The sequence below is a fragment of the Sediminicoccus sp. KRV36 genome (assembly GCF_023243115.1).
Lineage (GTDB): Bacteria > Pseudomonadota > Alphaproteobacteria > Acetobacterales > Acetobacteraceae > Roseococcus.
Map to the genome: position 1 here is coordinate 4166727 of NZ_CP085081.1, position 15489 is coordinate 4182215.

17 protein-coding genes are annotated in these 15489 nt (G+C 69.2%); 4 read left to right on the top strand and 13 right to left on the bottom strand.

Features of this window, described 5'->3' with window-relative positions; genetic code table 11:
- Window positions 1–118 precede the first annotated feature (118 nt).
- The 6 genes from LHU95_RS19740 to LHU95_RS19765 form a co-directional block, all read right to left on the bottom strand.
- Complete coding sequence (locus LHU95_RS19740; RefSeq protein ID WP_248708663.1) at window positions 119–1468, bottom strand: hydrolase; 1350 nt, start codon at window positions 1466–1468, stop codon at window positions 119–121.
- 19 nt (window positions 1469–1487) lie between these two features.
- The gene (locus LHU95_RS19745; RefSeq protein ID WP_248708664.1) at window positions 1488–2477 is read right to left on the bottom strand and encodes a tripartite tricarboxylate transporter substrate binding protein; all 990 of its coding nucleotides are present in this window, start codon (window positions 2475–2477) and stop codon (window positions 1488–1490) included.
- An 80-nt stretch (window positions 2478–2557) separates the two neighbouring features.
- Window positions 2558–3673 carry a GGDEF domain-containing protein gene (locus LHU95_RS19750; RefSeq protein ID WP_248708665.1) on the bottom strand — a complete coding sequence of 372 codons (1116 nt, stop codon included), beginning with the start codon at window positions 3671–3673 and terminating at the stop codon, window positions 2558–2560.
- A 137-nt stretch (window positions 3674–3810) separates the two neighbouring features.
- Entirely contained in the window at window positions 3811–4737 is a 927-nt protein-coding gene (locus tag LHU95_RS19755) for an AEC family transporter (protein ID WP_248708666.1), read from the bottom strand.
- Between the two features lie 45 nt (window positions 4738–4782).
- Window positions 4783–5283, bottom strand: coding sequence for a hypothetical protein (locus LHU95_RS19760; protein WP_248708667.1), 501 nt, complete (start codon window positions 5281–5283; stop codon window positions 4783–4785).
- A 166-nt stretch (window positions 5284–5449) separates the two neighbouring features.
- Complete coding sequence (locus LHU95_RS19765; RefSeq protein ID WP_248708668.1) at window positions 5450–6007, bottom strand: polymer-forming cytoskeletal protein; 558 nt, start codon at window positions 6005–6007, stop codon at window positions 5450–5452.
- A gap of 157 nt (window positions 6008–6164) precedes the next feature.
- On the opposite strand from LHU95_RS19765, the gene LHU95_RS19770 reads away from it, so the two are divergent.
- Genes LHU95_RS19770 through LHU95_RS19780 form a run of 3 tightly spaced genes read left to right on the top strand, consistent with a single transcriptional unit; the run spans window position 6165 to window position 8113 of the window.
- Complete coding sequence (locus tag LHU95_RS19770) at window positions 6165–7142, top strand: adenosine kinase (protein ID WP_248708669.1); 978 nt, start codon at window positions 6165–6167, stop codon at window positions 7140–7142.
- A gap of 12 nt (window positions 7143–7154) precedes the next feature.
- A complete protein-coding gene (locus tag LHU95_RS19775) occupies window positions 7155–7649 on the top strand; it encodes a hypothetical protein (RefSeq protein ID WP_248708670.1) in 495 nt (164 codons plus the stop codon).
- Complete coding sequence (locus LHU95_RS19780) at window positions 7646–8113, top strand: nuclear transport factor 2 family protein (RefSeq protein ID WP_248708671.1); 468 nt, start codon at window positions 7646–7648, stop codon at window positions 8111–8113. The genes LHU95_RS19775 and LHU95_RS19780 overlap by 4 nt, the downstream gene beginning before the upstream one ends.
- 30 nt (window positions 8114–8143) lie before the next feature.
- Here LHU95_RS19780 and LHU95_RS19785 read toward each other — a convergent pair whose 3' ends face one another.
- Complete coding sequence (locus LHU95_RS19785) at window positions 8144–8485, bottom strand: hypothetical protein (protein ID WP_248708672.1); 342 nt, start codon at window positions 8483–8485, stop codon at window positions 8144–8146.
- A 276-nt stretch (window positions 8486–8761) separates the two neighbouring features.
- On the opposite strand from LHU95_RS19785, the gene typA reads away from it, so the two are divergent.
- Window positions 8762–10606 carry a translational GTPase TypA gene (gene typA, locus LHU95_RS19790; RefSeq protein ID WP_248708673.1) on the top strand — a complete coding sequence of 615 codons (1845 nt, stop codon included), beginning with the start codon at window positions 8762–8764 and terminating at the stop codon, window positions 10604–10606.
- Between the two features lie 196 nt (window positions 10607–10802).
- Here the strand turns inward: typA and LHU95_RS19795 are convergent, their stop codons facing one another.
- From LHU95_RS19795 to LHU95_RS19820, 6 genes are all read right to left on the bottom strand, one after another.
- Window positions 10803–11258, bottom strand: a complete 456-nt coding sequence (locus tag LHU95_RS19795) for a hypothetical protein (protein WP_248708674.1) — start codon at window positions 11256–11258, stop codon at window positions 10803–10805.
- Window positions 11259–11338: 80 nt separating this feature from the next.
- Complete coding sequence (locus LHU95_RS19800) at window positions 11339–12292, bottom strand: acetamidase/formamidase family protein (protein WP_248708675.1); 954 nt, start codon at window positions 12290–12292, stop codon at window positions 11339–11341.
- A gap of 160 nt (window positions 12293–12452) precedes the next feature.
- Window positions 12453–13433 carry a magnesium transporter CorA family protein gene (locus tag LHU95_RS19805; protein ID WP_248708676.1) on the bottom strand — a complete coding sequence of 327 codons (981 nt, stop codon included), beginning with the start codon at window positions 13431–13433 and terminating at the stop codon, window positions 12453–12455.
- A 58-nt stretch (window positions 13434–13491) separates the two neighbouring features.
- Window positions 13492–14154 carry an acireductone synthase gene (gene mtnC / locus LHU95_RS19810; RefSeq protein WP_248708677.1) on the bottom strand — a complete coding sequence of 221 codons (663 nt, stop codon included), beginning with the start codon at window positions 14152–14154 and terminating at the stop codon, window positions 13492–13494.
- A 154-nt stretch (window positions 14155–14308) separates the two neighbouring features.
- Window positions 14309–14848: a cupin domain-containing protein gene (locus tag LHU95_RS19815; RefSeq protein WP_248708678.1), complete on the bottom strand. Its 540-nt coding sequence runs from the start codon at window positions 14846–14848 to the stop codon at window positions 14309–14311.
- On the bottom strand, window positions 14845–15480 hold the full coding sequence (locus LHU95_RS19820) for a methylthioribulose 1-phosphate dehydratase (protein ID WP_248708679.1): 636 nt from the start codon (window positions 15478–15480) through the stop codon (window positions 14845–14847). Before LHU95_RS19820 ends, LHU95_RS19815 begins: the two co-directional genes overlap by 4 nt.
- Between the last annotated feature and the right edge of the window lie 9 nt (window positions 15481–15489).

Consider the following 15489-nt stretch of genomic DNA (forward strand, 5'->3'; position numbering starts at 1 on the left):
GCGCCGGCCTGGCTATCGCAGGCCGCGATGGATGCAGGCCGCGGCGCGCCGGGCCATGCGCCGCCCGATGCGGGGCCAGGCGCCCCTTGCCGCGGCAGCTCGCCCTGGCCCCGGCGCGTCACCAGGTCATTTCCAGCAGCGTGATCCGGTTCTCCGCCAGGGGGACGGGCCGGCCCATCACCACCTGGTCATTGAACAGGCCCTGGATGGCGCTGCCGACGCGCTCGGCCGGCAGGCGCAAATTGGCGACGGCGATGCTCGCCACACCCTCGCGCCGCTCGGCCACCTCGCGCCCATCCAGCAGCACCACATCGCGCGGCCAGCCAAAATAGCCGCGCGGCCGGGTCAGGCGCACCAGCGCGCCGGCCGCGCGATCCGCCTCCAGCAGGGGGGCGGGCGGGCGCAGGTGCAGCACCTCGGTCGAGCGCGGGAAGGGTGCCCGGAAATAATGCCCGATGGGGTGGCCGGGCGCGGCCAGGATGATTTCCAGCGCCCAGTCGCTTTGCACCGTGACCGGCCCCCAGGCGCCATCGGCGCCGGTTTCACGCCGGTGGATCGCCTCGCCCAGCCGGGCGCCGGAGGCTGGGTCGGTGCGAAACACTTCGACCACCGCACCCGCGACCGGGCGGTTGGTGGCGCCGCCGGCGACGAGGTTGGTGACCAGCCCGTTCAGCACGGGGCGCGGCTCGGCCGGCACCGTCAGCGTCGTGGGCTCGCTGGCCGCGATGAAGCGGAACTGCTCGCGAAAGGCGCGCCAGTGATAGGCGATCTCGCGATGATCCAGGCCGGGCAGCAGGATATTCGTGGCGCCCCGCAGCGAGGGCCCCTCCTGCGTGATGCCGGTGGGCGTGCCGGGGCGGCCCACGAAGCGGCCATCGGGCTGGGCGTACAGGTCATTGTCGGAGCGCAGCGCGAGGAAGGCCGTGCCCTCCACCACATCGCTGGCCCCGCCATTCAGGCGCCGGAGGAAGGGCCCGCGCCCGTTGAACTCGCTGCCTTCGCTGAACTCCCAGTCAAAGACGCCGCGATTGGGCGTGCCGCAGGTAATGGCGTGGCTGACCTGCGCCGCGCCGCCCTGGTGCACCACGAAATCCCGGATCGGATAGCCGCCGCGCGAATTGCCGATCAGCGCCACGCGCGGCGCGCCGGTGCGGGCGCGCAATTCGGCCACGAAGACGGCCAGGCGCTCGGTCTGCTCGGCCGCCGAGCTGCGATTCGCCTGTGGCACGGCGTCATCGGCGCGGGCCAGCGGGTCTGGCATGTTCACCGCCATCAGCCGCTCGCGCGGCCAGCCATTCGCCTCGAAGCGCCAGAGGGTGGTGAGCCACAGGGCCGCATGGTCGCCATTGCCATGCACCATCAGGATGGGCGTGGGCCCGGGCTGCGCCCGCGCGGCGCGGCCCAGGAAGGGGGCGGCGAGCATGCCGCCCAGCAGGGCGCGGCGGTGCAGCATCATGATTGCGGCCATGGCCTGATGGCCGTCCCGCTCACGAATCCAGCCGGATGCCGAGCTCCCGGATCAAGGGCCGCCACAGGGCGTTCTCGGTGGCGACGAAGGCGTTGAATTCGGCCGGCGTCCAGGGCTGGTACTCGATGCCCAGCGTCGCCATCCGGCTGCTGATCTCGGGCGACTGGATGGCCGAGATCATCTCCGCCGAGAGCCGCGCGATGATGGGGGCCGGGGTGGCCGCCGGCACCGACATGCCCTGCCAGCCATAGGCGACGGTATTGGCGTGACCGAGCTCCGCCATGGTGGGCACATCCGGCAGCTGCGGCGCGCGCGCGTTGCTCAGCACGGCCAATGCACGCACCCGCCCATCGCGGATGAAGGGCAGGCCTGTAGCGGTATCAATCACCACCGAATCCACATTCCCCGCGAGCAGATCCTGCATCGAGGCCGGCCCCCCCCGATACGGCACATGCGTCGCGTCCAGCCCGGTGCGGCGCTTCACCAGTTCCATCGCCAGGTGGTGCGGCGAGGCGACGGCGGGCGTGCCATAGGTGGGTGCCCGGGTGCGGGCGGCGGTGAGGTATTCGGCGAAGCTGCGCGGCGCATTTTCCGTGCGCACCACGATGTAGAGCGGAAAGCGGCCGATGAAGCCGACGCCGGTGAAATCCGCATCGGGGTTCATCGGCATGCGGGCGAAAAGGGCGGGGTTGTAGGTGAGGATGCCGTTATCCACGTGCATCCAGGTGTGCCCATCCGCCGGGGCGCGGGCCACCGTCTCGCTCGCGAGGAGCGCGCCGCCGCCCGGCCGGTTCTCCACCACCACATTCTGGCCGAGCCTGCTGCCCATCTGCGCGCCGATCAGCCGCGCGAAGCTGTCCGAGGCGCCGCCGGGCGGGTAGCCGACAATCCAGCGCAGCGGCCGGTCCGGGAATGCTTGCGCCCGGGCCGCGCCACCGAGGGCGGGCAGCGCCAGCGCCGCACCGGTCAGCAGGCGGCGCGTCACAGGGAAAGAGGTCGGGCGGGGCATGCGGATTCTCCTTGGGGCCGCTGCATCATGCGGTGCGGCAAGATGACTTCCAAGGGTGGCTGTCGTCCAGGCCCGGGCCCTCAGTTCCAGACGCTTTCCGGCTTGGGCAGGGGCGGATCGCTGCAGACGCGGTTGCGGCCGCCGCGCTTGGCCTCGTACAGCGCGGCATCGGCGCGCTCGATCAGCCGGGCGGGCGCTTCCCCCCGGCCGGCCATCGCGACACCGAGCGAGGCCGTCACGCTGATGCGCTGCCCGGCCGGGCCGATGGCGATGGCGGATGCGCCGATGCCCGCGCGGAGCCGTTCGGCGATGGCCAACACCTCGCGCAGGCCGCCGATCGGCAGGATCACGGCGAATTCCTCGCCCCCGAAGCGCGCCGCCAGCGCCTCGGCACCCGTCATCTCGGCCAGCAGCCCCGCCACATGGCGCAGCACCAGATCCCCGGCCGGATGGCCATGGCTGTCATTCACCGCCTTGAAGTGATCGAGATCCACCATCAGCAGGGCGAAGGGCTTCTGCGCGGCCGCCTCCTCCTGCAAGGCGTGGTCGAGCTGGCGGCGATTGGCCAGGCCGGTCAGCGGGTCCGTCGTGGCCAGGTGCCGCGCCTCGGCCAGCTCACTCTGCAATTCGCGCGTCTTGCGGGAGGTTTCGGCGAGGTTGCGCGCCGCCGCCTCGCTCCGCCGGGAGACTTCGAGCGTCTCGGCGATCAGCCGCCGCAGCAGCGCGCCGAGCGATTGCGGCTCGCCCGCCAGGCGGCCCGAGGCCTGGTTCAGCGTGCCGCCATAGCGCAGCGCATCCTCCCGCGCGTCCTGCACGAGGCCGACGGCCTCCGTGACGACACCTTCCAGCCGGGTGGCGATTTCCTGCAGGGTGCCCGCCTCCCGCTCGGCGGCGAAGAACTGGGCATGCAGCTCCTCCATGCAGGCCGCGGTCAGGCGCTGGCCTGCGGCGGCAGCGGCGGCGAGGCGGCCATCCATGGCGCTGCGCAGGCCGGGCGTCGCATCGCTGTGATAGCTGTACCAGATCAGGTAATTGGCCGGGCTCGGCGCCACGCCATGCGCGAGCATGGAACCCATGGTGGCATGCGCGTGCAGCAGCGTGGGATCCTTGCGCCCGGCTTCGCGTGCGGGCGGCGTCCGGCCAAGGGCGGGGCTTTGGCCAGGGCTGGGGGCAGGGCTGAGGGCGGGACTGGACATGGGGGCTGGCGCGGTCCTCTTGGTTCCGGGCCATCCTTACCAAGACAGGAATGAAGATTGCGTTGCCCGGATTCGGGCCCGGGGGGCATGGGTCGCTGCAACACCCGGCTTTGCGCTGGGTGCGCCGCGCCCCGGCGTCAGCCCAGGCCGGTGAGCCGTTTCACCAGCAGCAGCCAGAGCGGCAGGCTGACCATCGCGAAAAGATGCTCCGTCGAGGTGATGGCCGCCATCAGCGGCGCGTCCCCCCCCATCGCCCGCGCCATGACATAGGAGGTGGCGGCGGTAGGCAGGGCCATGAACAGCACCGCCATGGCCGTCGAAAGCGGCTCCAGCCCCAGCCACAGGCACAGCAGCAGCGTCAGCCCCGGCATGACGATCAGCTTGAGCGCGCTGGTGATGAGTTGCAGCGCCACCCGATCCGCCATGGCGCTGACCGACAGTGCCGCCCCCACCGCCAGCAGCCCCAGCGCCACCGAGGCCCGGCCCAGCGATTCCAGCAGCGGCTTGATACCCGGCGGCAGCCCACCCGCCCAGGCCACCGCGAAGCCGACCAGGCAGGCCAGCATCAGCGGATTCAGCAGGATCTGCCGCAGCACGGCCCAGGGCTGGAAGCGCCGCCCGCCGCCCGCCGCGAAGGCCGTGTTGGTGACGAATTGCACGAAAGGCACGATCAGCCCCGTGGCGACCGCGCCCAACGCCACCCCCGGCGCGCCGAACAAGGCGCCCGCCACCGCGAAGCCGATCAGGTTGTTGAAGCGGATGCCGCCCATCAGCACGCTGGTCATGGCGCCATGCGGCTGGCGAAACCCCCTGGCGATCAGCAATGACGCCGCCGTGCCGATGGCCAGCGCCGTCCAGATCGCCGCCATCATGCCAAGCACCGGCAATTCGCCGAGCCGGACGGAGCCGATGGCGGCCACCAGCAAGGCCGGCAGCAGCACCCAGAAGATCAGCCGCTCAATCCCCGCCCAGACCGCGTCATCGGGCAGCAGCCGCCGCTTGAGCAGGGCGCCGAGCGCCAGCAGCCCGAAGGCCGGCACGAAGGCATCCACATAGGGCATCATGGGCGCGGGGCACCCTGGCCTGGCGCGGGTGGTCCCGGCGGCCGATCAGACGTCGAACTCGACCCCCTGGCCGAGGGAAGACGGGATGCGCGTGGGGGGGGCGGCAGGCGGGCGCGTCGCCTGGGCGGAGATATCCCGCAGGCAGGAGGCCTCGGTGCGCTGCGCGATGCCGCCGGCGCGCGCCTGGATATGGGCGACACGAGGCCCGGCCTCCCCCGTGTAAAGCACGATGTCGAGTTGGCAGCCGCCGCCGGTATAGAGCCAGATCTGGGCCGGCCCTTCGGCGCGGCGCAGCAGGGGCTCGCCCAGGGCCGCGCGCACCGCCTCGGGCGAGGCGCCGAGCAGGCCGGAAGCATGCCAGCCGGGCGTCGTGACGATGGGGGCGCTGGCGGTCGGACGCGGGCCGGGGCTGGCCGCCGCCTGGGGCATGCCGAGGGCTTCGAGGCTGGCGCGATGCGCGGCCATCGCCGCCGCGGCGGCATCATCTTCCCCCCCGCCGGCGCAAGCCGCGAGGGGAAGCAGGAGGAAAATCACCCAACGCGGCATCCCACGAATATCCCGCAAGCTGAGTCCCACGCCAAAATCCGGCGGGGGGATGGATCGGACCGGCGCCTGCGAAACAACGCGCCTGAGCGTGGATGCCCGTTGGAATCGCAAGGCTCTTTCAGTGGGCCCTGCCACAGCGCATGGCCGTGGCTGGAGGCCCTGGCGCTCAGCCCTCGCCCTGCAGCATTTCCATGCTGCCGATGATCTGGCCACCTTCCTCGACGGAGAGCTTCTTGTAGCGCGCCATCCCCTTGATCTTGCCGGTGGAGCGCACGATCAGGCTGCCGCGCGCCGTCACCGTGCCGTCGAAGAGGCCGGCGATCTCGGCGTCCTCGACCTGGACTTCACCGCGGAACACGCCGGTCTGGGCCACCGAAAGCTCGGCCGCCTGGATCATCTGGCTTTCCACCGTGCCCTCGACCACGAGGCGCTCGGCATCGGCCACGGTGCCCTGCAGGCTGATGCCGCGGCCGACGATGAGCGTGCGGCGCTCGGTCGTGTTGGTGGTCACCGGGCCGCCGCGGGCCGCCATGGCGGCCGGGGCCGGCACGCCGGGGCGGACAGGGGCGTTGTTCGGCTTGGGCGGCATGCCCATCGGCGCGCTATTGGCGGCCGGCGCGCGATAGGCCGGCATGGTCAGCTCCGCATCACGCTGCGTCGGCACACCGCCTGGCTCCTGGCTGGAGTCGGGTGTTTCATCCTTTTTGCGACCGAAGATGGACATGCGGGCGATCCTTCAACATTCGTGCGAGGGAGGGGGTGTAGAACGCCAAAGCCCCCCCCGGCAACGTCCAGTTGCGAAGATTCTGCCGCCGCTTTGCAATTCATCGCGCGGGAGGCTACCCCTCCAGCCCTCGCCGCCACCTGGAAGAACCCCACGCATGAGCCTCCCCTCCCTTGATATTCTCGGCATCGGCAACGCCATCGTGGATGTGCTCGCCCCCACCGATGATGCCTTTCTCACCGGCCGCGGCCTGCCCAAGGGCGGCATGCAGCTGATCGATACGAACCAGGCCGAGGCGCTCTACGCCGCCATGCCGGCCGGCGTCGAAAGCTCGGGCGGTTCGGCCGCCAATACCTGCGCCGTCGCCGCGGCACTCGGCGCCCGCGTGGGCTTCCTCGGCAAGGTCGCGGCTGACCAGCTGGGCCAGGTCTTCGCGCATGACATCAAGGCGGCGGGCGTGCATTTCCCGACCGCACCGCTGGCGTCCGGCGCGCCCACCGCACGCTGCCTGATCCTGGTGACGCCCGATGGGCAGCGCACCATGAACACCTTCCTCGGCGCCTGCGTGACCTTCGGGCCGGAGGATGTAGACGCGGCCGAGGTCGCGCGCGCCAAGGTGGTCTATCTGGAGGGCTATCTGTTCGATCCGCCGGCCGCCCAGGCTGCCTTCCGCGCCGCCGCCAAGGCCGCGCATGCCGCCGGCCGCAAGGTGGCGCTGACCCTGTCGGACCCCTTCTGCGTCGGCCGCCACCGCGAGGCTTTCCGTGCCTTCGTGGCCGAGGAATGCGACATCCTCTTTGCCAATGAGGCGGAAATCCTGGCCCTCTATGAGACCGAGGATTTCGAGGCGGCAGCAAAGCGCGTGGCGCAGGATGTGGAAATCGCGGCACTGACGCGCAGCGAGCATGGCTCGGTCATCCTTTCCGGTGGCGCGCGGCACGCGGTGCCGGCCCAGCCGACCAAGGTGCTGGACACGACCGGCGCGGGCGATGCCTATGCGGCAGGCTTCCTGGCCGCCTGGACGCGGGACCTGCCCTTGGCCGAAGCCGGCCGCTGGGGCAGCATCGCGGCGGCCGAGGTCATCAGCCATTATGGCGCCCGCCCGCAGGCGGATCTCAAGGCCCTGGTCGGATAGGAGGATTCACCGATGCGTCCCGTTTTGATCGCGGCAGCGCTGCTGCTCGCCACGCCGGCCCTCGCCCATCACGACGAGCGGCACCCGTCCGCCAACCTCATGGCACAAAGCCAGGCTTCGGCGCCGGACTCGATCCAGGAATTGCAGCGCCAGCGCCGCAACCCGGACGTGCCCCCCGGCGTCCAGGCCCAACGGCGTGACGCGGCCGATGCCGATGCGGCCAGCCTGGATGACGCGGCGGGCCAGTTGCGCGCCGCCGCCACCGCGCTGCGCGCCGGCCGGGCCGGCCAGGCGAATGAGTTCCTGGAGCGCGCCGAATCCCGCCTGCTGACGCGCAGCACCCTGCCCGCCCGCGCTGGCGAGGCGGTGCAGGACGGCCCGATCGGCCGCATCGCCGCCGCCCGCGCCGCGCTGTTCCGCAATGACCGCGCCCTCGCCCAGCGCGAGATCGAAGCGGCGCTGACCGCGCTGGACCGCCCTGCCCCGGCCCGGCGCGCCCGGCCGTGACGCCGGACCTGCCCGAGGCGCCGCCCGCGATCCGCGCTGCCATCCTGGATTGGCTCTCCCGCTTCTCGGCCACGGTGCGGGAGGTGGATTACCGCAGCGCCTATCCCTTCTGGCACCCGCGCATCATCGCCTTCGGCACGGTGCAGCCCATCGTCGAGGGGCTGGAGACCTTCCGTGACCGCCAGTGGGAATCGGTCTGGCCCAGGACCAGCGATTTCACCTTCCGGCTGGATGTCACCCGCGTGCTCGCCAGCCCGGATGGGAAGATGGCGGTCGCGATCGCGCCCTTCACCTCGACCGGCTACGCCCCCGATGGGGCGGTGTTCGACCGGCCGGGCCGCACCACGCTGATCCTGGTTCCCGGTGGCGATGCCGAGCCCTGGATCGCCGTGCACAGCCACATGTCCCTCGCACGGGGCGTGCCGGCGGACAGCCATGGCAACCGGCCCGTCAAGGCGCGGTGAGCCCCCCGCCTCTGAGCCAGGCGCCGGGCCTCAGAAGCAGGTGAGCTGGATGCCGCTGATGATGCGCGACGGGTTGGAGAGCTCAAGCCCGTTGCCATAGACGATCACCTGCTCCTGCCCCGGCTGCAGGGTGAAGCGCCGCCCCAACAGCGACCGATTGGGCTGCACCGCGGGAAGCCGGACCGTGACCTCGAAGCGCAACGGGCGGTTGACGGCGTTCACGACCCGAACGGCATAATTGAAGGTCCCGCCCGAACCCGGCATGGACCGCCCCTCCAGCAAGCGCATCAGATTTTGCGCGATGCAATTCGCCTGGGCCTGGGCCTGGCCGGGCAGGGCCAGGAGAAGGGCGGCGAAGATCCAGGCTGGCATGGCTCCATGTTCCAAACGGACTGACGGAGAAGGGCATGTTCGCCACAGCGTGCCAAGTCCAGAGCAGCGGCCATGTGCCTCCGTCCGGGGAGGTTCCCGCCCAGGGATGGGGCGCAATGACTTCTTCTCTGGCAATCCTGGCGGCTTGCCCCTATGAGTGCGCCGTGAGCGCTGACCATTGTGCGCCGCACAAGTCCAACAACTGCAACAATTGAGTGACACGCCGCCCGGGCCATCCGCGTCCCGGGCATCACCCATGCCCGGAAGTCCTGATCCATGCCCATGCGTAACCTCGCCATCATCGCGCACGTTGACCACGGCAAGACCACCCTGGTGGACCAATTGCTGAAGCAGGCCGGCACCTTCCGCGAGAACCAGCAGGTCGCCGAGCGCGCCATGGACCGCAATGACCTGGAGCGGGAGCGCGGCATCACCATCCTCGCCAAATGCACCGCCGTCGAGTGGCATGGCGTCAAGCTGAACATCGTGGACACCCCCGGCCACGCCGATTTCGGCGGCGAGGTGGAGCGCATCCTCTCCATGGTGGATGGCTGCGTGCTGCTGGTGGACGCCGCCGAGGGGGTGCTGCCGCAGACCAAGTTCGTGCTGACCAAGGCGCTGGCCCGCGGCATCCGCCCCATCGTGCTGGTCAACAAGGTGGACCGCCAGGATGCCCGCCCGCATGAGGTGCATGACGAGATCTTCGACCTCTTCGCCAATCTCGGCGCCAATGACGAGCAGCTCGATTTCCCGATGCTCTTCGCCTCCGGCCGCCAGGGCTGGGCGGATGAGAGCATGGACGGCCCGCGTGAGAATCTGAACGCGATGTTCGACCTCATCGTCCGACACGTGCCGGCGCCCACGGTGCTGCCGGATGCGCCCTTCGCGATGAACGCCTCGATCCTGGAATATGACAACTTCCTCGGCCGCATCCTGACCGGCCGCATCGAGCAGGGAACGGCGCGGATGAACATGCCGGTGAAGGTGCTGCGCGCCGATGGCACCACGGTGGAAACCGGCCGCCTGACCAAGCTGCTGACCTTCCGCGGCCTGGAGCGCGTGCCGGTGGAGGAGGCGCATGCGGGCGACATCATCGCCATCGCCGGCCTGTCCGACACCACCATCCCCGACACCATCTGCGCCCCCGACCAGCCTGTGCCGCTGCCCGCCATTCCGGTGGACCCGCCCACGCTCGCCATGACCTTCCGCGTGAATGACGGCCCGCTGGGTGGCCGCGAGGGCAAGAAGGTCACTTCCCGCCAGATCCGGGACCGCCTGGAGCGCGAGACGGAGGGCAATGTCGCCATCCGCGTCACCGTCTCCAGCGAGACGGATGCCTTCGAGGTCGCCGGTCGTGGCGAACTTCAGCTCGGCGTTCTGATCGAGCAGATGCGCCGCGAGGGCTTCGAGCTCACCATCGGCCGCCCGCGCGTGCTGATGCGCGACAACCCCGAGACCGGCGCCCGCGAGGAGCCCTTCGAGGAAGTGCTGGTGGATGTGGATGATGCCTATACCGGCGTCGTCGTGGAGAAGCTCTCCATCCGCAAGGCGCAGATGCAGGACATGCGGCCCTCGGGCGGCGGCAAGACCCGCCTGACCTTCATCATGCCCTCACGCGGGTTGATCGGGTATCACAGCGAATTCCTGACCGACACGCGCGGCACCGGCATCATGAACCGTCTGTTCCATGGCTACGCGCCCTGGGCCGGCGTCATGGAAGGCCGGCGCAACGGCTCGCTGATCTCCAATGTCGATGGCGAGACGACGCAATACGCGCTCTTCGCCCTGCAGGAGCGCGGCACGCTGTTCGTGGACCCGGGTGCGAAGGTCTATGTCGGCCTGATCATGGGCGAGAATTCGCGCGGCGATGACCTGGAAGTGAACCCGGTCAAGGAAAAGAAACTGACCAACATCCGCGCCGCCGGCAAGGATGACGCGCTGCTGCTGATCCCGCCGCGCAAGCTCAGCCTGGAGCAGGCGATTGCCTATATCGAGGATGACGAGCTGGTGGAGGTCACGCCCTCGGCCGTGCGGCTGCGCAAGCGCCATCTGGATCCGAATGACCGCAAGCGCGCCAGCCGCAAGGCCGAAGGCCTGCCGGTCAAGGGCGAGGCGGCCTGATTTCGCCTCCTGGCTGAACATGAAAAACCCTCCCGGTCGGGAGGGTTTTTTTATGTCGCGAGGGACCGAGCATCATCCGGTTGGATGCAGGAAAAGAGCCTCCGGCGGCTGGGGCCGCGGGCCCCAGACCCCATTCTGCTTCAAGGGGTCTGGGGCCAATGGCCCCAGCCGCCGGAGGCCCCTTGAAACCCTTGTGTCACCAGCGCGATGTGATCGAGACCTCGATCTCGGTGGAGGACGCAAAGCCCCGGCTATCCTCCCGCCGCAGCCCGACCACCGCGCGCTCCAGCGTCCAGGTCTGGAAGGAGCCGCGGTCATTGCTGCCAACGCCGGAGGCCTGGGCCTGGGGCAGGCAGCGGGTGATATCGGTTTGCAGGCTGCGCATATGGCCATCCGCCAGGGTGAAGGCGCGGGGCGAATTGTCCCGCAGCATCACGGCGTAATAGACCGCGCGCGGCGGTCCACCCTGGACCGGCGGCGCCACGGCCCGGCGCTCATTCACCGAGCCATGCAGGTAATGCGTGCCCTGCGGCAATTCCGCAAAATCCTGTGCCGCGGCCTGCACGATCTGGCGCAGGCCATTGCAGAAGGCATCCTGTGCCTGGGCGGTGATCGGCGCCAGCAGGATGGTCAAAAGGGCCAGGCGGCGCATGGGTTTCTCCAGGAGTTGTGACCCTGGACCCTAGCAAAGCCCACCCGAGTTATAAACGGGCAGGCTCTGCCAGCGGCGCCTCAGAACAAAAGGCCCTTCTTCAGCAGGCCATGCACGCCCTTTTCGCCGTTCACCGTCTGGGTCACATGGAAATCCACGGCCAGCGAGCAGAACTGATAGGCATCGGCGGGGCTCAGATTGGTGCGGCTGGTGATGAAGCCGATCATCTCCCTGAGCGCCTTCTTCATCGCCTCGTCCAGGTCTTCGTGCATGCCCATGGTGATGTAGTGCGTCGGCGTCTCGGCCCGCGGATAGAGCAGGTTGGCGTCCTTCATCAGGGTAAAGCGGAAATGGCCGGTCAGGCACATTTCCAGAGCGTTGATGCAGACCTCACCATCGCCCTGCACGCCATGGCCGTCGCCTGCCGAGAAATTGCCGCCCGGGACATGCACCGGCAGGAACAGCGTCGCGCCCTCGCCGATTTCCTTGTTGTCGAGGTTGCCGCCATGGGCGCGCGGTTCCTTCGTGCTGATCGGGCCCCATTCCGGCGGCGGGGCGACACCCATCACGCCAAAGAAGGGGCTGAGCGGCAGGGTGATGCCGCCGCCGATCGGCACCAGGCCCGTGCGCTTCTCGTGATCCACCGGGATGTGCAGCATGCGCCGATAGGGGAAATCCTCCGGCAGCGTGCCGCCCAACGGGCGGAAGCCGCAAAAGCCCCATTCGGCGCCAAGCTCGATCTTCTCGATATCCACGCGCAGCACATCGCCGGGCATCGCACCCTTCACGGCGACGGGGCCGGTCAGGATATGTGGCCCCAGGCGCGGTGGGTTGCTCGCATGGATGGCGACCAGCGCGGGCGGGATGGCGAGGCCGAGCGCTTCGGCTTCGGCGACGACATCGGGCGCGCCCGAGACGCATTGCAGAATGACGAGATCGCCGCTCTCCACTTCGAGGATGGGCTTGAAGCTGCCATCGAAAGTGCCCCAGCGGATGGTCTCGGGGGTGGCGGGAATGCGGTGGGTGGCGGGCATGGAAAGCTCCTGGACAGAGCCCCACAGAAGACAGGCTTCCGCCCCAGGTCAAGCCGGCCCGAGCCACGGTGGCTAGCCAGGCAGCGTCGGATTGCCCGAGGCGCTGGCGTCCCGCCCAAACCATGGGCGAATCCGCCGGGCGGCCGGATTGGACGCCGCCCTACAGCAGCCCCTTGCGCTTGAAATACCAGATCGGCAGCACCGCCGTCGCCACCATCAGCCCCAGCGCCAGGGGGTAGCCGATGGTCCATTCCAGCTCCGGCATGTGCTGGAAATTCATGCCGTAGATGGAGGCGATCAGCGTCGGCGGCATCAAGGCCACGCTCACCACGGTGAAGGTCTTGATGATGTTCGTCTGCTCGACATTGATGATGCCCAGCACGGCGTCCAGCAGGAAGGTCGCCTTGCTGTTCAGGAAATTCGCGTATTCCACGAGGGAGCGCACGTCACGCACCAGGGTCTTGATGGTGCCCTGATTTTCCTTGCGCACCGCCGTCGCCTTTTCAGCGCCGACAAAGGTGAGGATGCGGTTCAGCCCGAGCAGTGTTTCCGAGGCGCGGGTGGTGACTTCCCCCACCTGGCCCAGCGTCAGGAGCGCTTCCTTGAGGTTGCGCTCGCGCTTGGTCGCGGCATCGGGCACGCCGCGCAGGAAGATGTTGTGGCTCGCGCGGTCCATGTCGCTGCTGATGCGCTCCAGGATATCCGCGAGGCGATCCACGATCTGCTCGAACAGATGCAGCATCACGGCGTCACCGCTGGCCACCAGCGCCGGCGTCTTCTGGCAGCGCGCGGTGAAGACGGGAAACGCCTTGGGTGTGGCGTAACGCACAGTGATCAGGGCATTGGCGGTGAGCACGAAGGAGATGGGCGTGGAGCTGAACTCCCCCGTATCGGCGCCGTAGAGGAAATTCGCCGTGAGCACGAGCGTCTCGCCCTCCCGATACAGCCGGGAGGAGCTTTCGATCTCCTGCATTTCCTCACGCGTCGGCACCTCGATGCCGAGGGCGGCCTGCACCGCGTGCTCCTCCTCCAGCGAGGGTTGCAGCAGGTCAATCCAGGCGGCGCGGCGCAGCGCATCCGGATCGCGCTCATGATCGCGGACCGCGAGGTGACCGTTCTCGACGGTGTAGGTCGTCAGCATGGGCGGCACTCCGCGGGGATGGCGGTCACAGGGCTTCTAACCGCCGGCATCGTGCCTGTCACGCCGGGAGCAAGGCGTTCACCGCGTGGAAATCCGCCGCCTGCGGATGCCGGCCCGAGGCGAGCGTGCCATCCTCGGCCCGCACCAGCTGGCAGGTGGCGAGGCCGGCCTCGCGCGCCGCATCCAGCTCCTCCGCGACGTCGGAGAGAAACAGGATCGCGGATGGCGCCACGGCCCAGGCCTGCGCGATGCGGGCATAGCTGCCGGCCTCGCGCTTGGCGCCCAGGCGCGTATCGAAGAAGCCTTCGAACAGGGGTTCGAGGTCGCCCGCCTCGGAATGGCGGAACAGCAGGCGCTGCGCGCCCTCGCTGCCCGAGGAATAGATCGCCAGATGCAGGCCGCGCGCATGCCAGGCGCGCAGGCTGGCCGCGACATCGGGCCAGAGGTGGCCGCGCAGCGCGCCATCCGCGTAGCCCTGCTGCCAGATCAGCCCTTGCAGCGCCTTGAGCGGCGTCACCTTCGCATCCGCCGCCATCCAGCCGCGCAGGGTGGCGAGCTTGTCGCCCGGCACTTCCGCCAGGATGGCCGCCACCTCCGGATCATCGCCGTGTTGCGCGAGGAAATCCTCCAGCGCCGAGGCCGCATAGGGAAACAGGCTGCGATGCACGAAGGCGATGGCGGTCGTCGTGCCCTCGATATCGGAGAGGATATGCGTGATCATCAACAACCCTCTCAAGACCAGCAGCCCTCCGATCGGCGCCGCCGCAACGGCGCGCCCCCCAGGAGCCGCACCACCGGGGCCCCCACGAAGATTTCGACGGCGCAAACGCCGCATCGCGGCGGTTGCGTTGGCGAAAGCTTCGTGGGGATAAGGCCTAGCCGACCACGACCGGAAAGCGCTCCGCCATGTCGGTGCCGGTATAGTGCGGCGTCCAGCCGGTGGTTTCGGTGAAGACGCGCAGCACGGTGAAATCCGGCGCATCGCCACTGTCGAACCAATGCTGCGTATTCGCCGGCACGCTGATCAGATCGCCCTGGGTGCAATGCGCGTCATAGACGCGGCCATTCAGGTGCAGCACGAAATTGCCCGCCCCCTCATGGAAGAAGCGGACTTCATCCTCGGTGTGGATGTGTTCCTTGAGGAATTTCTCCCGCAAGGCGCCCTTCATCGGGTGGTCCGGCGTGAGTTGGATCACATCGGCGGTGCCGGCCGCGGTCTCGGCCAGGAAGGCATCCAGATGCGGCTTATAGGCGGCGAGCACCGCTTCGGGCGCGGCCCCCTTGGGCAGCGGGGCCACCGGCCAGCGCTCGAAGCGCACGCCGACACCGGCCAGGGTGGTGGCGATTTCGGTGGCGTCCTCGGTGCGGAGAATCTCCGCCTTGGTCGCGGCATCCCAGACGGTCAAACGGCTCATCGCGGCATCCTCCGTGTTTCCAGCTCGCAGGCGAGCATGAATTCCAGCGCCTCCAGGCGCAGCAGCGCGCCTGGCATATCCTCGGCCCATACATAGACGCCGTGGCCACGGATCAAGTAGCCCGGCGGGTGGGCCGGCTCGGCATCCCAAAGCTGTGTCACCCGTGCCTGAAGGCGGCCAATATCCTGGTCATTATCGAGCACGGGCAGGCGAATCGCCGCCTCGTGCGTCGGCAGGCCGGGAAAGGCCTTCAACAACTCATAGCCGGCAAGTGCGATATGCGTGCCAGCCAGCCGTGACAGCACGGTGGCGGGCACGGAATGGCCATGCAGCGCCGCACCCGCCGCCGGGAAGCGGCGATAAATGCCGCAATGCAGCCCCGTCTCGGCCGAGGGGCGGAGATTGCTTTTTTCTGGCCGGCCATCCAGGTCCACGGCCATCACGCCATCTTCCGGGATGAAGCCTTTGTGAAATCCGGAGCGCGTGATGGCGATGCGGCCATCAGCCAGCCGCAGCGAGATATTTCCGGCCGTGGCCGGAACCCAGCCGCAAGCATCCATCCGGCGCCCTGCGGCGCGGATCGCCTCGGTGGCTTCGGCTGGAATCACGCCGTTCTCGATCACAACGTCCATCCGGGCCAG

Excerpts from the sequence above, each read along its gene's own strand:
- mtnC (WP_248708677.1), bottom strand. The coding sequence starts at position 14,154 with ATGATCACGCATATCCTCTCCGATATCGAGGGCACGACGACCGCCATC.
- LHU95_RS19815 (WP_248708678.1), bottom strand. The coding sequence starts at position 14,848 with ATGAGCCGTTTGACCGTCTGGGATGCCGCGACCAAGGCGGAGATTCTC.
- LHU95_RS19770 (WP_248708669.1), top strand. The coding sequence starts at position 6,165 with ATGAGCCTCCCCTCCCTTGATATTCTCGGCATCGGCAACGCCATCGTG.
- LHU95_RS19760 (WP_248708667.1), bottom strand. The coding sequence starts at position 5,283 with ATGCCGCGTTGGGTGATTTTCCTCCTGCTTCCCCTCGCGGCTTGCGCC.
- LHU95_RS19795 (WP_248708674.1), bottom strand. The coding sequence starts at position 11,258 with ATGCGCCGCCTGGCCCTTTTGACCATCCTGCTGGCGCCGATCACCGCC.
- LHU95_RS19785 (WP_248708672.1), bottom strand. The coding sequence starts at position 8,485 with ATGCCAGCCTGGATCTTCGCCGCCCTTCTCCTGGCCCTGCCCGGCCAG.
- LHU95_RS19820 (WP_248708679.1), bottom strand. The coding sequence starts at position 15,480 with ATGGACGTTGTGATCGAGAACGGCGTGATTCCAGCCGAAGCCACCGAG.
- LHU95_RS19745 (WP_248708664.1), bottom strand. The coding sequence starts at position 2,477 with ATGCCCCGCCCGACCTCTTTCCCTGTGACGCGCCGCCTGCTGACCGGT.
- LHU95_RS19750 (WP_248708665.1), bottom strand. The coding sequence starts at position 3,673 with ATGTCCAGTCCCGCCCTCAGCCCTGCCCCCAGCCCTGGCCAAAGCCCC.
- LHU95_RS19775 (WP_248708670.1), top strand. The coding sequence starts at position 7,155 with ATGCGTCCCGTTTTGATCGCGGCAGCGCTGCTGCTCGCCACGCCGGCC.
- LHU95_RS19800 (WP_248708675.1), bottom strand. The coding sequence starts at position 12,292 with ATGCCCGCCACCCACCGCATTCCCGCCACCCCCGAGACCATCCGCTGG.
- LHU95_RS19740 (WP_248708663.1), bottom strand. The coding sequence starts at position 1,468 with ATGGCCGCAATCATGATGCTGCACCGCCGCGCCCTGCTGGGCGGCATG.
- LHU95_RS19755 (WP_248708666.1), bottom strand. The coding sequence starts at position 4,737 with ATGATGCCCTATGTGGATGCCTTCGTGCCGGCCTTCGGGCTGCTGGCG.
- LHU95_RS19805 (WP_248708676.1), bottom strand. The coding sequence starts at position 13,433 with ATGCTGACGACCTACACCGTCGAGAACGGTCACCTCGCGGTCCGCGAT.
- typA (WP_248708673.1), top strand. The coding sequence starts at position 8,762 with ATGCCCATGCGTAACCTCGCCATCATCGCGCACGTTGACCACGGCAAG.
- LHU95_RS19765 (WP_248708668.1), bottom strand. The coding sequence starts at position 6,007 with ATGTCCATCTTCGGTCGCAAAAAGGATGAAACACCCGACTCCAGCCAG.